15 protein-coding genes are annotated in these 16,272 nt (G+C 69.7%); 9 read left to right on the top strand and 6 right to left on the bottom strand.

The window, feature by feature from the left end:
• The first annotated feature begins 2 nt into the window (after positions 1-2).
• Positions 3-497, top strand: a complete 495-nt coding sequence (locus tag QGN30_RS16580; RefSeq protein ID WP_008256110.1) for a polyadenylate-specific 3'-exoribonuclease AS — start codon at positions 3-5, stop codon at positions 495-497.
• Between the two features lie 74 nt (positions 498-571).
• Complete coding sequence (locus QGN30_RS16575; RefSeq protein WP_008256111.1) at positions 572-1,960, top strand: class II 3-deoxy-7-phosphoheptulonate synthase; 1,389 nt, start codon at positions 572-574, stop codon at positions 1,958-1,960.
• Positions 1,961-1,966: 6 nt separating this feature from the next.
• Here QGN30_RS16575 and QGN30_RS16570 read toward each other — a convergent pair whose 3' ends face one another.
• Positions 1,967-3,256 carry a protein kinase domain-containing protein gene (locus tag QGN30_RS16570; RefSeq protein ID WP_008256112.1) on the bottom strand — a complete coding sequence of 430 codons (1,290 nt, stop codon included), beginning with the start codon at positions 3,254-3,256 and terminating at the stop codon, positions 1,967-1,969.
• Between the two features lie 80 nt (positions 3,257-3,336).
• Here QGN30_RS16570 and QGN30_RS16565 point away from each other — a divergent pair, with 80 nt between their 5' ends.
• Complete coding sequence (locus QGN30_RS16565; protein ID WP_008256113.1) at positions 3,337-3,741, top strand: Rv2175c family DNA-binding protein; 405 nt, start codon at positions 3,337-3,339, stop codon at positions 3,739-3,741.
• Here the strand turns inward: QGN30_RS16565 and QGN30_RS16560 are convergent.
• Both QGN30_RS16560 and idsA2 read right to left on the bottom strand, forming a co-directional pair.
• Positions 3,735-5,282 (bottom strand): alpha-(1->6)-mannopyranosyltransferase A, encoded by a 1,548-nt coding sequence (locus QGN30_RS16560; RefSeq protein WP_042792298.1) that lies wholly within the window; start codon positions 5,280-5,282, stop codon positions 3,735-3,737. The genes QGN30_RS16565 and QGN30_RS16560 overlap by 7 nt on opposite strands.
• A gap of 4 nt (positions 5,283-5,286) precedes the next feature.
• The gene (idsA2, locus tag QGN30_RS16555; protein WP_014382394.1) at positions 5,287-6,336 is read right to left on the bottom strand and encodes a bifunctional (2E,6E)-farnesyl/geranyl diphosphate synthase; all 1,050 of its coding nucleotides are present in this window, start codon (positions 6,334-6,336) and stop codon (positions 5,287-5,289) included.
• Positions 6,337-6,597: 261 nt separating this feature from the next.
• On the opposite strand from idsA2, the gene QGN30_RS16550 reads away from it, so the two are divergent.
• The gene (locus QGN30_RS16550) at positions 6,598-7,494 is read left to right on the top strand and encodes a mycobacterial-type methylenetetrahydrofolate reductase (RefSeq protein ID WP_008256116.1); all 897 of its coding nucleotides are present in this window, start codon (positions 6,598-6,600) and stop codon (positions 7,492-7,494) included.
• A gap of 10 nt (positions 7,495-7,504) precedes the next feature.
• Here the strand turns inward: QGN30_RS16550 and QGN30_RS16545 are convergent, their stop codons facing one another.
• Positions 7,505-8,155, bottom strand: a complete 651-nt coding sequence (locus tag QGN30_RS16545; protein WP_009953480.1) for an LppM family (lipo)protein — start codon at positions 8,153-8,155, stop codon at positions 7,505-7,507.
• Positions 8,156-8,321: 166 nt separating this feature from the next.
• Positions 8,322-8,930, bottom strand: coding sequence for a GNAT family N-acetyltransferase (locus QGN30_RS16540; protein WP_020188884.1), 609 nt, complete (start codon positions 8,928-8,930; stop codon positions 8,322-8,324).
• 326 nt (positions 8,931-9,256) lie between these two features.
• Here QGN30_RS16540 and QGN30_RS16535 point away from each other — a divergent pair, with 326 nt between their 5' ends.
• From QGN30_RS16535 to QGN30_RS16515, 5 genes are all read left to right on the top strand, one after another.
• Positions 9,257-9,661, top strand: coding sequence for a DUF3040 domain-containing protein (locus QGN30_RS16535; protein ID WP_008256119.1), 405 nt, complete (start codon positions 9,257-9,259; stop codon positions 9,659-9,661).
• A 438-nt stretch (positions 9,662-10,099) separates the two neighbouring features.
• Positions 10,100-10,531, top strand: coding sequence for a division/cell wall cluster transcriptional repressor MraZ (gene mraZ / locus QGN30_RS16530; RefSeq protein WP_014382396.1), 432 nt, complete (start codon positions 10,100-10,102; stop codon positions 10,529-10,531).
• Positions 10,506-11,792, top strand: coding sequence for a 16S rRNA (cytosine(1402)-N(4))-methyltransferase RsmH (gene rsmH / locus QGN30_RS16525; RefSeq protein WP_151226969.1), 1,287 nt, complete (start codon positions 10,506-10,508; stop codon positions 11,790-11,792). Before mraZ ends, rsmH begins: the two co-directional genes overlap by 26 nt.
• Complete coding sequence (locus QGN30_RS16520; protein WP_014941800.1) at positions 11,792-13,042, top strand: hypothetical protein; 1,251 nt, start codon at positions 11,792-11,794, stop codon at positions 13,040-13,042. The genes rsmH and QGN30_RS16520 overlap by 1 nt, the downstream gene beginning before the upstream one ends.
• Positions 13,043-13,110: 68 nt before the next feature.
• Entirely contained in the window at positions 13,111-15,114 is a 2,004-nt protein-coding gene (locus tag QGN30_RS16515; RefSeq protein WP_008256131.1) for a peptidoglycan D,D-transpeptidase FtsI family protein, read from the top strand.
• On the opposite strand, the gene QGN30_RS16510 is transcribed toward QGN30_RS16515, so the two are convergent.
• Positions 15,111-16,241, bottom strand: coding sequence for an FAD-dependent monooxygenase (locus tag QGN30_RS16510; protein WP_095562667.1), 1,131 nt, complete (start codon positions 16,239-16,241; stop codon positions 15,111-15,113). The two genes, QGN30_RS16515 and QGN30_RS16510, sit on opposite strands and share 4 nt — an antisense overlap.
• Positions 16,242-16,272 lie beyond the last annotated feature (31 nt).

The raw sequence follows: 16,272 nt of genomic DNA, 5'->3' as shown, positions 1-16,272 counted from the left end.
TCGTGCGGTACTTCTACGACACCGAATTCATCGAGGACGGCCGCACCATCGAGCTCATCTCGATCGGGGTGGCCGCCGAGGACGGCCGCGAGTACTACGCGGTGTCCACGGAATTCGATCCCGAGCGCGCCGGCCCGTGGGTGCGCGCCAACGTGCTGCCCAAGCTGCCGCCCCCGGCGTCGCAGGTGTGGCGCTCACGCAGGCGGATCCGCGAGGACCTGGAGGAGTTCTTCGGCGTCAATTCCGGGCGGGCGGCCGCTGAGCCGATCGAACTGTGGGCGTGGGTGGCGGCCTACGACCACGTCGCCCTGTGCCAGTTGTGGGGCCCGATGCCGGACCTGCCGCGGGCCATCCCGCGTTTCACCCGCGAGCTGCGGCAACTCTGGGAAGACCGGGGCAGCCCCCGGATGCCCCCGCGGTCGCCCGATGCCCACGACGCGTTGGTCGACGCCCGCGATCAGCTCCGCCGCTTCCGGTTGATCACGGCGGGAGACTAAGACGGCCGCGCTCGACGGCGTTCACGCTGATCAACCCTGACCGGGGGCGTCCGCGACCCGGTTACGATGGACCGATGAACTGGACCGTCGACATCCCGATCGACCAGCTGCCGCCGCTGCCGCCGCTGCCGACCGATCTGCGGGCGCGATTGGACGCCGCGCTGGCCAAGCCGGCCGCCCAGCAACCCAGCTGGCCCGCCGATCAGGCGTCGGCGATGCGCACGGTCCTCGAGAGCGTGCCGCCGGTCACGGTGCCGATGGAGATCGTGCGGCTACAGGAGCAGCTCGCCCAGGTGGCCAGGGGTGAGGCGTTCCTGCTGCAGGGCGGTGACTGCGCGGAGACGTTCACCGAGAACACCGAACCCCACATCCGCGGCAACGTGCGCACCCTGCTGCAGATGGCGGTGGTGCTGACCTACGGCTCGAGCATGCCGGTGGTCAAGGTGGCCCGCATCGCGGGGCAGTACGCCAAACCGCGATCGGCCGACATCGACGCGCTGGGGTTGAAGTCCTACCGCGGCGACATGATCAACGGCTTCGCCCCGGACGCCGCGGTGCGCGAGCATGATCCGTCGCGATTGGTGCGCGCCTACGCCAATGCCAGCGCGGCGATGAATCTGGTTCGTGCGCTGACGTCGTCGGGGTTGGCGTCGCTGCATCTGGTCCACGACTGGAACCGCGAGTTCGTCCGGACCTCGCCGGCGGGCGCCCGCTACACGGCGCTGGCCACCGAGATCGATCGCGGCCTGCGCTTCATGAGCGCGTGCGGGGTGGCCGACCGCAACCTGCAGACCGCCGAAATCTACGCCAGCCACGAGGCTTTGGTGCTCGACTACGAGCGGTCGATGCTGCGGCTGTCCGAGAACGACAGCGGCGAGCCCCAGCTGTACGACCTGTCGGCGCACACCGTGTGGATCGGCGAGCGGACCCGCCAGCTCGACGGGGCGCACATCGCCTTCGCGGAGGTGATCGCCAACCCGATCGGCGTCAAGATCGGCCCGACGATCACCCCGGAGTTGGCCGTCGAATACGTCGAGCGGCTCGACCCGCACAACAAGCCCGGCCGGCTGACACTGGTGAGCAGGATGGGCAACAACAAGGTGCGCGATCTGCTGCCCCCGATCGTGGAGAAGGTCCAGGCCACCGGTCACCAGGTGATCTGGCAGTGCGACCCGATGCACGGCAACACCCACGAGTCGTCCAACGGGTACAAGACCCGCCACTTCGACCGCATCGTCGACGAGGTGCAGGGCTTCTTCGAGGTGCACCGCGCGCTGGGCACCCATCCCGGCGGCATCCACGTCGAGATCACCGGGGAGAACGTCACCGAGTGTCTTGGTGGGGCGCAAGACATTTCGGACACCGACCTGGTCGGCCGCTACGAGACCGCGTGCGACCCACGGCTGAACACCCAACAGTCGCTGGAGTTGGCCTTCCTGGTCGCCGAGATGCTGCGCGACTGAGCGCGCCTACAGCAGCCCGTTGAGGTTGCTTCCGACGGTCCACGCCGCGGTCGCCACCAGGCCGGTCAACGCCAGCACCAGCGCCACCCACACCAGCACCATGCGCCGATTGTGCTGGCGGGTCCACACGAATTCGCTGATCGGGATGCCCGCGAATTCGCCTGCGACAGGCTCATATTCGTAGTCATCGTCGTCCTCGTCGGGTTCGTCGACGGCCGCGGCCGGGCGCTGCGGGCGCGGCCAATCCTCGGGGCCCCGGGTCAGTTGGCGGGTGGGCTGGCGCACCGGGGCGGGCCCGGGCTGCTGCGCGGTGGCCGGGCGCTGGCCCATCCGGCTGTGCTGCAGCGCGGCCGAGCGGTGCTGAGCGGAGTTTCGTGGCGCCGGCACGGAGAAGTCCGGCAGCGCAAGCTCATCGGCGATCGCGTCGAGATCGGCACCCATCTCGGTCGCGTCGGCGTACCGGTCGGCCGGGTCGCGGGCCGTCGCCCGCTGCACGAACTGGTCGAACTGCACGGGCACACCGTCGATGGACGCGCTGGGCGCCGGCACGTCGGTGTCCAGCCGCCGGTAAGCGATCGACAGCGCCGAGTCGCCGGTGAAGGGGGTGTGCCCGGTCAACAGCTCGTAGGCGAGGATGCCCGCGGAGTACACGTCGCTGCGCGGGCTCGCGTCGCCGTCGCGCACCTGCTCGGGCGACAGATACGCCGCGGTGCCCAAAATCACACTGGTAGAGGTGATTCCGGCGGCGGCGACGGCGCGGACCAACCCGAAGTCGGCGATCTTCACCTCGCCGTCGTCGGAGATCAACACGTTCTCCGGCTTGACGTCGCGATGCACCAGACCGGCGCGGTGCGCGGCGGCCAACCCGCCGAGCACCGGACGAAGCACCGCCGCCACGGCGTAGGGCGGCATGGGTCCGCGCTCGCCCAGCAGCTCGCGCAGGGTGCCGCCCTCGATGAGCTCCATCACCAGAAACGGGTGCCGAGCGTCGGAGCCCTGGTCGTAGACCGCGACCAGCCCGGGATCCTTCAGGCGTGCGACGGTGCGGGCCTCGCGCTGGAAGCGGGTGAGGAACTGCTCGTCGCCCGCGTAGCGAGAATCCATCACCTTCACGGCGACGGGACGGTCGAGCCGGGTGTCGAGACCGCGGTACACCGTCGAGGTGCCGCCGCTGGCGATCTTCGCCTGGATCAGGTAGCGGCCGTCCAGCAACGCGTTGTCCAACGGGTCCGCCGTCCCGGCCTCCGCCGGCGGACGATGCGGACCGGCCCGGCCGGGCGGATGAGCTTGGGCCACGGGGCCATCGTAGGTGCGGCGCCATGATTGGGCGGAAGAACACGGGCTCACGGCGCGTATCAAGGCTTACACTTGCGCGGATGAGCAGTATTCCTGCCGGCGACGATGTGCTAGATCCCGACGAGCCGATCTACGACCTCCCGCGGGTCGCCGAATTGCTTAAAATCCCGGTAACCAAGGTCCACCAACAGCTCCGCGATGGCCATCTGGTCGCGGTCCGGCGCGGCGAGGGCGTGGTGGTGCCGCAGGTGTTCTTCACCCAGTCCGGTGAGGTGGTCAAGAGCCTGCCGGGATTGTTGACGATCCTGCACGACGGCGGCTACCACGACACCGAGATCGTGCGCTGGCTGTTCACCCCCGACCCGTCGCTGACGGTGACCCGCGACGGCACCAAGGACGCCATCAGCAATGCCCGCCCCGTCGACGCGCTGCATGCCCACCAGGCCCGCGAAGTCGTGCGCCGGGCGCAGGCGATGGCCTACTGAGCCGGTGCGGCGACCTCGGCCGGGCCGGTCCGAGGGCGGGGGGCCCGGTACAGGGTGTACCAGGCGATCAGCGCGACGGCGGTGGCCAGCGAGAAGTGCAGCCACGAGTACATCCCATGCGAGCCATCGGGTTTGAAGATCACCATCACCCAGGTCGACGCGCCGCCGATGATCGCCACCGCCCGTCGTGACTGGGCCAGGGGAGCCACGATCGCCAGCGGCCACGAGTAGTACCAGGGCAACGCGGCCGGGACGAACAGCACCACGATCAGCATCGAGTACGCCATGCCGGTGAGCGCGGCCCGGTCATCACGCCGGAACCGCCACCACAACAGCGGCAGCGAGACCGCGATGATCGCGATGCCGACCAGCCGGGTGACCCGCAGGAGCGGATAGAAGCTCACGGGAAACAGCCCGCTGCCGATCGCGTGGATCAGGTTGGCCGCCGCGGTCGGCACGGTCAGCCAGTTGATGATCTTCACCGAACCGGCCAGCGCGGTCAGCCATCCCAGCCCCACGCCGGCCACCGCGGACAGGATCGCGAACACCACCGCGAAGACCAGCAGCGACGCCGCCGCGGCCGCGAGAAGCGCTCGCGCGGAACGATATCCCCGCCGGTCGCGCAGATCCCGCGCCCACACCCACACCAGGAAGGGCAGCGCGATGCCGGCGGTGGCTTTGACCGCGATGGCGACCGTGATCAGCGCGGTGCCCGCGACGTGGCGACCGCCGAACGTCAGCGCGATGCCGGCGGCCATCAGGCCCACCATCAGCATCTCGTTGTGCACGCCGCCCATCAGGTGGATGAGCACCAGCGGGTTGAGCACGCAGATCCACAGCGCCGTCGAGGGGTCGGCGCCCAGGTGCCGCGCCACTCGCGGAGTGGCCCAGATCAACAGCGCCAAACCGGGCAGCATGCACAGCCGCAGCAACATGGTGCCCGCCACCACGTTGTTGCCGACGAGGACGGTGATCAGCTTCGCCACCAGGATGAACGCCGGACCGTAGGGGGCGGTCGTGATCGACCAGATGGGACTGACGTTGTCCAACAAGATGTTTGGATTGGCGACCGGGCCGACGGCGTAGGGGTCCAGGCCGTCGCGCAGCAGTGCGCCCTGCGCCAGATACGAATAGGTGTCCCGGCTGAAGACGGGCACCGACACCAGCAGCGGCGCCAGCCAGAATCCGGTGGTGGTCTTCATGACGAACTCGGTCGCGTCGCCGGCCAGCACGCGGCGGCCCAGGCCCAGCCAGGCGATCAGCATGAGGCCGACGCCGGTCCACAGCACGATCGACGACAGCACCAGGCCGTGGCCAAAACGCAGCCAGGACATGTGAATCGACTCGAGCAGCGGGTCGTGCTGGCGGGTGCTGCCCGCGCCCAGCCCGCCCAGGGTGATCAGCACCGACCCCAGCAGGCCCAGTTTGGCCGGCCGCGATTCGTCGGCCGCCACGAACGCCCTCAGCTGGGAAAACCGTTCGCCGCGAGGGGGTTTGGCTGCCGGCGCGTCGTCGGCCGGGGTGTCGGTCGGAGTCGTCATCGGTTCAGGCGGACCGGTTCGTGGCGATCTTGGCCAATTCGGACAGCCCGGCTTTGGCCGCGGTGTTGATGGGGGCGGCGGCCAGCGTCGCCAGCGCCCGCTGGGTCAGCGTGGCGATGCGTTGTTCGGCCGCGGCCAGGGCACCCACCGACTCGATGACCTCACGCAGCCGATCCACTTGCGCGTCGGTCAGCTGGGCGCCGATCGAGGTCCGTAATAGGTTGGCCGCCACCGGGTCTGACGTCTCCGCCAACTCCACCGCCTCGGCCAGCAGCACGGTGCGCTTGCCGGATCGCAGGTCGTCCCCGGACGGCTTGCCGGTCACCGCGGGGTCACCGAAGACGCCCAGGACGTCGTCGCGCAGCTGGAACGCCACCCCGAGGTCCGTGCCGAACTGGCTGAAGATGTCGTGGACGTCGGGTCGGTCGGCGGCGGCGGCCACGCCGAGCTGCAGCGGGCGCGACACGGTGTAGCAGGCGGTTTTGAAGGTGTCGACGTTCATCGCCGACGCGATCGAGGCGGCGGCGCTGGCTTCGGCGACGATGTCGAGGTACTGCCCGCCGAGCACCTCGGTGCGGATGTTGGCCCACACCCGGCGGATGCGGCGCTGGGCCTGCGGCGTCAGGTCGATACCGAAGACGATGTCGTCGGCCCAGGCCAGGGCGAGGTCACCGAGCAGGATGGCGGCCGACGCGCCGAACCGCTCGGGCGAGCCCTGCCAGCCCCGGTCGCGATGCAGGGTCGCGAACTGGACGTGGGTGGTCGGCCGTCCCCGCCGGGTGGAGGAGTCGTCGATCACGTCGTCGTGCACCAGCGCGCAGGCGTGCAGCAGCTCGAGCGCGGAAAACAGCAGCAGCACTTGCTCGTCGGGTTCGTCGGTGGCCACGGCGCGCCACCCCCAGTAGGCGAACGCGGGGCGTAGCCGCTTCCCGCCGCCCAGCACGAAATCTTCGAGCGCGGCGATCAGGCCGTTGTAGTCGTCGCCGATGTAGGCGGTCTCGGCGCGCCGCTCGTCCAGATACCGCCGCAACTGTTCGGTGATGGCGCCGGTCAACTCGACGGTTGCCGCCGCTGCTGTGGCTTTGACGCTCAGCGCGGCGCCCCTTTCTGCTCGGCTGGCTGGGTGTTCCAGGCCCGACCAGTGTATTCGTCGCGCGGCGCGGGGTGGGTCCCGCGTGAGGTCGCCGGGCGCACCCAGTTGCTTCGACTGCCTCACTAACCCGCCCCTATGCTTGCGGGTGCGCTGGGGCTCGCGCGGATGCTGCGCGGCCAAGAGACGCCCCGGGCCCATAGTCGTCGGACGGAGAGAAGCCGCGTGACCCTCAACACCATTGCGCTCGAACTGGTGCCACCAAACGCCGACGAAGGTCGGGAGCGGGCACTCGAAGAGGCGCACAAAGTGGTGCGGCATTCGGCCGAGGCCGGTTTGGACGGCCGGATCCGGCACGTGATGATCCCCGGGATCATCGCCGAGGACGACGACCGTCCCATTCAGATGAAGCCCAAGCTGGATGTGCTCGACTTCTGGTCGGTGGTCAAGCCGGAACTGACCGGGATCAGGGGCTTGTGCACGCAGGTCACCGCGTTCATGGACGAGCCGTCGCTGCGGGGCCGGCTGACCGAGTTGTCCTCGGCCGGAATGGAAGGCGTCGTGTTCGTCGGCGTGCCGCGCACCATGAACGACGGCGAGGGCTCCGGCGTCGCCCCGACCGACGCCCTGTCGATCTATCGCGAGCTGGTGACCAACCGCGGGGTGATCCTGATCCCCACCCGCGACGGCGAACAGGGCCGGTTCAACTTCAAGTGCGACCAGGGCGCCACCTACGGGATGACCCAGTTGCTGTATTCCGACGCGATCGTGGGGTTCCTGAGCGAGTTCGCCAGGCAAACCGATCACCGGCCCGAGATCCTGCTGTCCTTCGGTTTCGTGCCGAAGATGGAAAGCCGCGTCGGACTGATCAACTGGCTCATCCAGGACCCGGGCAACGCCGCGGTCGCCGCCGAGCAGGAGTTCGTCCGCAAGCTCGCCGAATGCGAGCCCCCGCAGAAGCGTCAGCTGATGGTCGACCTCTACAAGCGCGTCATCGACGGGGTGGCCGACCTCGGTTTCCCGCTGAGCATCCATCTCGAGGCGACCTATGGGATCTCCGGTCCCGCGTTCCAGACCTTCGCGGAGATGCTCGCGTACTGGTCACCCACCCAGCAGGGTTAGCGCGGCGAGGCTAGGTGGGCGGCGGCTGGTCGCGCGGCGCGGTGAGCCGCGGTGAGCGGTCCCGGCCGACCCACGCCAGCAGCCCCACCACGCCGGCGGCCGCGAAGGACGCGATGCCCAGCCACACCACGGCGCCGGTGAAGGAACGGGTGTTGGGGTCGGTGTAGCGGGCCTGGGCGGTCATGGTGCTCACCACGCCCGGCTTGAGCTTCCAGGACACCACGTCGGGCTCGACCCGGTCGCCGTTGGTGGAGGTGACCACCCCCGGAAAGGCGACCGTCAGCTCGACGTCCGCCTCCGAATCGGTCAGCGACGTCAGATCCGCGCGGCCCTCCAGGATCACCAGGTTGCCGTTGCGGCGCAGCGACAGGTTGACGCCGGAGGCGTCGGAGTTCATGTTGGCCAGCTGCGGCAGCTCGGCGAACGTCAGATCGGAGAACACCGCCTGGGAGCCGACGTAGCCGTCGCTGTCGTAGTTCGACACCGCCACCTTCTGGCTGAACGGCAGGTTGTTGCTGTCGAGCTGGGGGCCGGTGTCCTTGGGGGTCTTGGGTTTCGCGGCGGCGACGATCTCCCCGGAGACCAGGTCGTCGGGGGAGACGGTGAGCGAGGCCCGGACCCGCAGGCATCCGGTGGCCAGCGGCACCAGCAGCAGCAACATCGCGATGGCCAGCAGACGGCGCCGTCGGGCCCGGGGGGCTTTCACGCCGCGGCCGCGGGCTGGGGGAGAGCTGGCGCGCACCAGGTCATCGTGCCAGATCCGATGTGCCACTTGAACAAGGCCACTCCGGAGCGCGGGCGTCCGATGCGCGCCCGGTTCCGCGGTGTCACAGCGGTAGTTCGCGGCCCAGGATCGCAAACGCCCGCGGGTCGCCGGCGAAGTGGTAGCGGCGGATGACGTCGGTGAAGCCCAGCCGGCGGTACAACCGCCAGGCGCGGTTGGGCTCGCCGTTGGTTTCCGGTGTCGACAGCAGCACGTTCTTTTCCGCGCGCCCGGCGAGCAGCCGCCGAGCCAGCGCCTCGCCGAGGCCGCGGCCCTGGGCGCGGGGATGAATGTGCAGCTCGGTCAACTCGAAATAGCTGTTCATCAGCCGGGCGATCTCGTGCGTCGGCGAGCCGCCGCGCTGCATGCCCAGCACCACCTGCTGCTGCCACCATTGGCCGGGCGCCCCGGGATAGCCGTAGGCCACGCCGAGCAGCGGGGCGCTGGTCAGATCCTCCGCCGAGGGCATCGGCGCGCCCTCGTCATCGGGCCCGTCGGCTTCGACGACCCCGGCGCCTTGCCAGCCGCGGCGGCGGATGTGCTCGAGCCACATCGCGGCGCGCTGTTGCTCGGTGCCGCGCGGGTAGCGCATCGCATCGACGTACACCGTCAGGGCGTCGGTGAGGCGACGCTCCATATCGTGGGGGAGCAGATCGATGAGGAATATCCCCAACTCGCGGTGCCCTCCTCATCCGGTGATCGGTCTCGTTCGATGCTGCGGCGTTCTGACCCGGCTGCTAAGAATCATTATCGGACCCCCACGGGCCGGCGCGACGAGCGGTCGTGGCACCGAACCCACGGACGCCCCCGGGTCGGGAAGCCGGTTGTAGCGCACGGGCGTTCCGGTCTGGCGGATTGCCGCGATCCGGCCGGGATAGAATCGGCGCGGAACCAGTGGTATGGGGCAGATTGACCTCGTATCATTCAATTAGTTGCCCGCGCAACGGGCATCGCGTGCTATCGATAGTCACGTGCCAAACTGTCGGCAAGGAGGGACGAATGCCACTCTCCGATCATGAGCAGCGAATGCTCGATCAGATCGAGAGCGCTCTCTACGCCGAAGACCCCAAATTCGCGTCAAGCGTCCGCGGCGGGGGCTTTCGCGCGCCCACGGCCCGCCGGCGCCTGCAGGGAGTGGCGCTGTTCGTCGTCGGCCTGGCGATGCTGGTGTCGGGGGTGGCGTTCAAGGCCACCTGGATCGGCGGCAGCGTCCCCATTCTCAGCATTTTCGGGTTCATCGTCATGTTCGGCGGCGTGGTGTTCGGCATCACCGGTCCCCGATTGTCAGGCAGGCCAGACCATTCCGGCTCCGCGCCCACCTCGCTGCGCCAGCGCCGCAACAAGGGCGGGGGCTCCTTCACCAGTCGCATGGAGGATCGGTTCCGCCGCCGCTTCGACGACTGAGCGCCGACCCACCCGCACGGGGTAGCTGCTGGCTGCCCCGTTTTGCATTTCTCCCGCGTCGTCCGCGCCTCGCGCCGCCCCGGCCGTCATCGTCGCAGCTTCCGGCCGGCTGACTGACGCCGCGCAACCGTCGATACCGTTTTGCGCCCCAACCGAGCCCTAGCCGACGCGCGGGCCGTCGGTTAATCCCCACCGGGCCCCACTAGAGTTCCCCACTACGCCCCACCGGCGACATTTTCCCTGCTAGCTGCGCTGCCGGCGCCACCCTGAATCCCGGTGCGAGGGCCGCCCGACACGCCTCTCGTAGCGCGTCGAGGGCCCCGTGACGACGGAGAACCCGGAAAACGCCACGGCGACATGCCATGAATGGGGCGAAGTGGGGGATTGTGGGGTATGGTGGCTGCAGTGTTTGGGTGACCTCGAACGGGAGGTGAGCTGGTGTTTCTTGGCACCTACACGCCCAAACTCGACGACAAGGGGCGGCTGACGTTGCCCGCCAAGTTCCGTGACGCGCTGGCAGGGGGGTTGATGGTCACCAAGAGCCAGGACCACAGCCTCGCCGTCTACCCGCGGGCGGAATTCGAGCAACTGGCCCGCCGGGCGAGCAAGGCGTCGCGAAGCAACCCTGACGCCAGGGCCTTCCTGCGTAACCTCGCCGCCGGCACCGACGAGCAGCACCCCGACGCCCAGGGCCGCATCACGTTGTCGGCCGACCACCGTCGTTACGCCGGCCTGTCCAAGGAGTGCGTGGTGATCGGCGCGGTCGACTACCTCGAAATCTGGGATGCGCAGGCCTGGCAGGACTACCAGCAGACCCACGAAGAGAACTTCTCCGCGGCCAGCGATGAAGCACTCGGCGACATCATCTGAGGCGCATGCCCGTGCAACGTGGCCTCTGCCCGAACCGACCCTGGCGTACTTCCCCAACGCCAGGTTCGTGCCTTCGGACAGGGACCTCGATGCAAGGGCGCCACACCTTTTCCGGCACGCTCGGGCCATACCGGGGCGTGCGGCCCACGGGTGGCGGCAGAACCGGGGAGGCGTTGCGGTGGCTGACAATTCAGGGCGCGGTGATCGCAAGCGCGGCCGTGGTGACCGCAAGCGCGGCGCAGCCGGGCGCAGCGCGTCGCCGCCATCGGGATCAGGCGGGCACGTGCCCGTCCTGCTGGAGCGTTGCGTCACGCTGCTCACGCCCGCATTGACCCGCCACCACCCGGACGGGACGGGGGCGACCCTCGTCGACGCGACCGTCGGCGCGGGAGGGCACGCCGAGCGGTTCCTCACCGAACTGCCGGGCCTGCGGCTGATCGGACTCGACCGCGACCCCACCGCCCTGGACATCACCCGAACGCGGTTGGCGCGATTCTCCGACCGGGTCACGCTGGTGCGCACCCGCTACGACGGCGTCGCCACGGCGCTGGCCGAATCCGGCTATGCCGCAACCGAATCGGTCGACGGGATGCTGTTCGACCTCGGCGTGTCGTCCATGCAGCTCGACCGCGCCGAACGCGGTTTCGCCTACGCCCAGGACGCGCCGCTGGACATGCGGATGGACCCCGACGCGCCGCTGACCGCGGCCGACATCCTCAACACCTACGACGAGGCCGAGCTGGCGAACATCCTGCACCGCTACGGCGAGGAGCGCTTCGCGCGGCGCATCGCCGCGCACATCGTGCGCCGGCGGGCCCGCCAGCCGTTCGCGTCGACCGCGGACCTGGTGGCCCTGCTCTACGAAGCGATTCCGGCCGCGGCACGCCGCACCGGCGGCCACCCGGCCAAGCGCACCTTCCAGGCGCTGCGGGTCGCGGTCAACGACGAATTGGATTCGCTGCGTGCCGCGCTCCCGGCCGCCCTGGACGCGCTTGCCGTCGGCGGGCGCATCGTGGTGATGGCGTACCAATCGCTGGAAGACCGGATCGTCAAGCGGTTGTTCGCCGAGGCGGTCGCGTCCCGCACCCCGGTGGACCTGCCGGTCGAACTCCCCGGTCACCAGCCGCGATTCCGGGCCCTGACGCAGGGTGCCGGACGGGCCGACGCCACCGAGATCGAACGCAACCCGCGTAGCGCCGCGGTGCGGCTGCGGGCCCTGCAGCGCATGGAATCACAGCAGGCAACCGGGAAAGGCGATTGATGAAAGCGGACCGCGAGACGTCGAAACGACGCGGCGGCAGCGACCGCCGGGGCGCCCGCGACGGTGCTGCCCGACGGGGCAGGCGCCCGGCGCCCGAACCCGGCGCGGCGCGGCGCGCCCGCGGCGCCAGGACCACGGCGCCCGCCCGCGAATCCCGCGCGCCCAAGGCCGGTCCGCAGAGCAGCCCCGTCGCCCGGCCGGTCGAGCGGTCGGCGCGGCCGAAGAACGCCAGCCAGGCCAAGGCGCGCGCCAAGGCCCGCAAAGCCAAGGCGCCCAAGGTCGTTCGGCCCAAGCTCACCGAGCGTCTGGCCGCCCGGCTGGCGTCGATCGACCTGCGGCCGCGGACACTTGCGAGCAAGGTTCCGTTCGTCGTGTTGGTCATCGGAGCGCTGGGCGTCGGGCTCGGGCTCACGCTGTGGTTGTCCACCGACTCCGCCGAACGCTCCTACAAGTTGAGCCACGCCCGCGAGCGGACCCGGTTGCTGCAGCAACAGAAGGAGGCCCTGGAGCGCGACGTGCGTGAGGCCGAAGCCGCGCCCGCGCTGGCGGAGGCGGCCCGCAAGCAGGGCATGATCCCCACCCGGGACACCGCGCACCTGGTCCAGGACCCGTCCGGGAACTGGGTGGTGGTGGGCACCCCCAAACCCGCCGACGGTGTTCCGCCGCCGCCGCTGAACACCAAGCTCCCCGACGAAGCGCCGCAGCCCCCGAAACCCGCGGCGCCCGCCGCGGAGGTCCCGATGCGGCTCGAGCCGGTCCCCGGCGCCCCCGCCCCGGCCAGGTCGGGGCCCGAAGCGCTGCTGCGCGCACCCGACGGCGCGTCGACGGTGGGCGGTCAACACTTCCCGCCGGCAGTTCCGCCGGTGCCCGGCGCGCCTGGCGTCGCCGGTGCGCCCCCTGCCGGTACGCTGCCCGGCATGCCAGGCGGCCCCGTGACCGGTGCGCTCCCCGGCATGCCCGGTGGGCCGGTGACCGGCGCGCTGCCGACGCCGGGGCTGCCGATGCCGGCCAGACCCGCGGCCCCCCCGGTGCCCGCCGAGGTCCCGATCCCGTTGGGCGGCCTGCCCATTCCGGCCCCGGGCCAGCTACCCGCGCCCCTGCCACCCGAGGTTTCCGTCCCGGTGCCGCTGGGCCGCGCGGCCGGCCCCCAGCCGATCGCCCCCGCCGCTCCGGCGCCCGCCCCGATGCCGCAACCGGGTACCGGCTCCCTGCCCGGGCCCCCCGGCGCGGTGCCAGGTGCTCCCAGGTGAGCCGCGGCGACACCCCACGGGCACGCCGGTCGCAGGCCGCACGCCCGACACGCGGTCCCCGTAAGGACATGGCGGACAACGCCGCCCGGCAGCCCAAGCGCCGCGCGAAACCGCAGCAGGCGGACCAGGGCCGTGACGTTCGCGAACCGAAACGACTCCGGAAAGCCAAGCAGCCCAAGGCCAGCCGGGGTGCGCAGCGCCCCGAGCCGGTGGGGGCCGGGCATTCGGCGCGGGAGCGGCGCACCCGTCAGATCGTGCAAATGGCCGGCCGCGGTGGGTCGTTCGTCTTCCGCCATCGCGCCGGCAACGTGGTCATCCTGGTGCTGATGCTGGTGGCCGCCGCCCAGCTGTTCGTCCTGCAGGTGACCAAGGCCCCGACGCTGCGCGCCCAGGCCGCCGGGCAGCTCAAGGTCACCGATGTGGAAAAGGCGGTGCGGGGCAGCATCATCGACCGCCGCAAGGATCAACTGGCGTTCACCATCGAATCTCGTGCGCTGACGTTTCAGCCGAAACGCATTCACAAGCAGCTGGAGGAGGCCAAGGCCAAGAATTCGGCCGCCCCCGACCCGCAGCAGCGCTTGCGCGACATCGCCAAGGACGTCTCGGGTCGCCTCGGCAACAAACCCGACTCGGCGACCCTGCTGAAGAAGCTGCAAAGCGACGAGAACTTCGTCTATCTCGCGCGTGCCGTCGACCCCGCCGTCGCCAGCGCGATCTCGGACAAATTTCCCGAGGTCGGTTCCGAACGCCAGGATCTGCGCCAGTATCCGGGCGGATCGCTGGCCGCCAACATCGTGGGCGGCATCGACTGGGACGGCCACGGGCTGCTGGGCTTGGAAGAGGCCATGGACTCCGTGCTGTCCGGGACCGACGGTTCGGTCACCTATGACCGCGGATCCGACGGCGTGGTCATCCCCGGCAGTTACCGCAACCGGCATCGGGCGGTCAACGGCTCGATGGTGCAGCTGACCCTCGACGACGACATCCAGTTCTATGTGCAGCAGCAGGTTCAGCAGGCCAAGAATGTCTCTGGCGCGCACAATGTTTCGGCCGTCGTGCTCGACGCGAAGACCGGTGAAGTGCTGGCCATGGCCAACGACAACACGTTCGACCCCTCCCAGGACATCGGGCGTCAGGGCGACAAACAGCTGGGCAACCTGGCGGTGTCCTCGCCGTTCGAGCCCGGCTCGGTGAACAAGGTGATCACCGCGTCGTCGGTCATCGAGTACGGCCTGTCCAATCCCGATGAGGTGCTGCAGGTTCCCGGCACGATCCAGATGGGCGGGGTCTCCATCCACGACGCGTGGGACCACGGCGTGATGCCCTACACGACCACCGGCGTGTTCGGAAAGTCTTCCAACGTCGGCACTTTGATGCTCGCACAGCGGGTGGGGCCGGAGCGCTTCTACGACATGGTCCGCAAGTTCGGGCTCGGGCAGCGCACCAATGTGGGCCTGCCCGGGGAGAGCGCCGGGCTGGTGCCACCCATCGACCAATGGTCGGGCAGCACCTTCTCCAACCTGCCCATCGGGCAGGGCCTTTCGATGACGCTGCTGCAGATGACGGGCATGTACCAGACGATCGCCAACGACGGGGTGCGGATCCCGCCGCGGATCATCAAGGCCACCATCGCGCCCGACGGCACCCGCACCGAAGAACCGCGCCCGGACGGCGTGCGGGTGGTGTCGGCGCAGACGGCTCAGACCGTGCGCAACATGCTGCGCGCCGTCGTGCAACACGACCCGATGGGCTATCAGCAGGGCACCGGCCCCGCCGCCGCGGTGACGGGCTACCAAATGGCCGGCAAGACCGGCACCGCCCAGCAGATCAACCCGGCCTGCGGCTGCTACTTCGACAACGTCTACTGGATCACGTTCGCCGGCATGGCCACCGTCGACAACCCCCGGTATGTCATCGGCATCATGATGGACAACCCGGAGCGCAACGCCGACGGCACCCCGGGCCACTCGGCGGCCCCGCTGTTCCACAACATCGCCGGCTGGCTCATGCAGCGCGAGAACGTGCCGCTGTCGCCGGACCCGGGCCCGCCGCTGACGCTGCAGGCCACCTAGACTTCCCGGCCGCGGCCGGTTGCGACGGTGAAATCGTTGTTGCGCGCGTCGATTTGAGCCTGAGTGGCCGGAATCAGGAGGTCGCCGCCGGGTGCCGCCGTGGCCTGGCAGCGCAGGGCGTGGGGTCGCTGGTCGCGTTCGTACTGCTCGCACGCGTGGCCGAGATCGCCGGGATGGTCGCGCAGCGCTCGCGCGAGAAACCAGGCCCCGGTCAGGGCCAGGGAGGTGCCGCGGCCCGACAGGCTCGAGGCACAATGCGCCGCGTCCCCGACGAGGACGACGCGACCGCGATGCCAGCCGGGCATGTGAATCTGGCTGACGGAATCGAAGTACAGTTCCGGGTCGGCGATCGCGGCGTCGAGCAGTTCGGGTACCCGCCACTCGCCGTGGCCGGCGAACGCGTCGACGAGTAATCGTTTCTGGGCCGCGAGGTCGTGGTAGTCGTAGTCGATCCAGGGCGATCGAAACATGAAGACCGCCAAGGCTTTGTCGTTGTAGGCGGCGATGCCGGCAAGGTGCCCGGGGAAGTTGTACATCGGGTTGTCGCGCCCGGACGGCGTATAGCCGGGCAAGTCGGCCAGCGCGACATAGAAGCCGAGTTGGCGCAGAAACCGTTGCTCGGGACCGAACGTCAGGCGTCGCACGGCCGAGTGCATCCCGTCGGCACCGACAACCAGGTCATAGCGCTCGCGGTCGCCGGAATTGAACCGCACATCGACGCGACGGTCATCGTCGTCGAGTTCGCCGATGGATTCGTTGAACCGCAGTTCTACCGTCGGCCCCAGGCGGTCGCGCAGGATGGTTGTGAGGTCTTCCCGCGGGATTTCGATGTCGCCGGCGGAGTCGTTGATCTCGTCGAGCGGCGGTTCGGCCACCACGGTGCCGTTTTCGTCGACGAACTGGACGCGTTCGGTCATATCGACCCGGTGCGCGCGGATCGGTGCGAGCACGCCCATCTTGTCGGCGACACCGATGGAGTCCCCGCGAATGTCGATCGGGGAGCCGTTCACCCGCAGGTGGTTGGCGCGTTCGACCAAGGTGACGTCGTGGCCGTCGGCGCCGAGGTTTATCGCCGCGCTCAGGCCGCCGATTCCGGCACCGGAGACGAGAATGCGCATCGATTCCACTCCTGTTCGCTATAAGATACGTTCTGTATCC

The sequence above is a fragment of the Mycobacterium sp. 3-98 genome, assembly GCF_035918355.1.
In the GTDB taxonomy this organism is placed as follows: domain Bacteria; phylum Actinomycetota; class Actinomycetes; order Mycobacteriales; family Mycobacteriaceae; genus Mycobacterium; species Mycobacterium intracellulare.
Note: the sequence above shows the minus strand (reverse complement) of the source record. Positions and strands in the feature narration are given on the sequence as shown.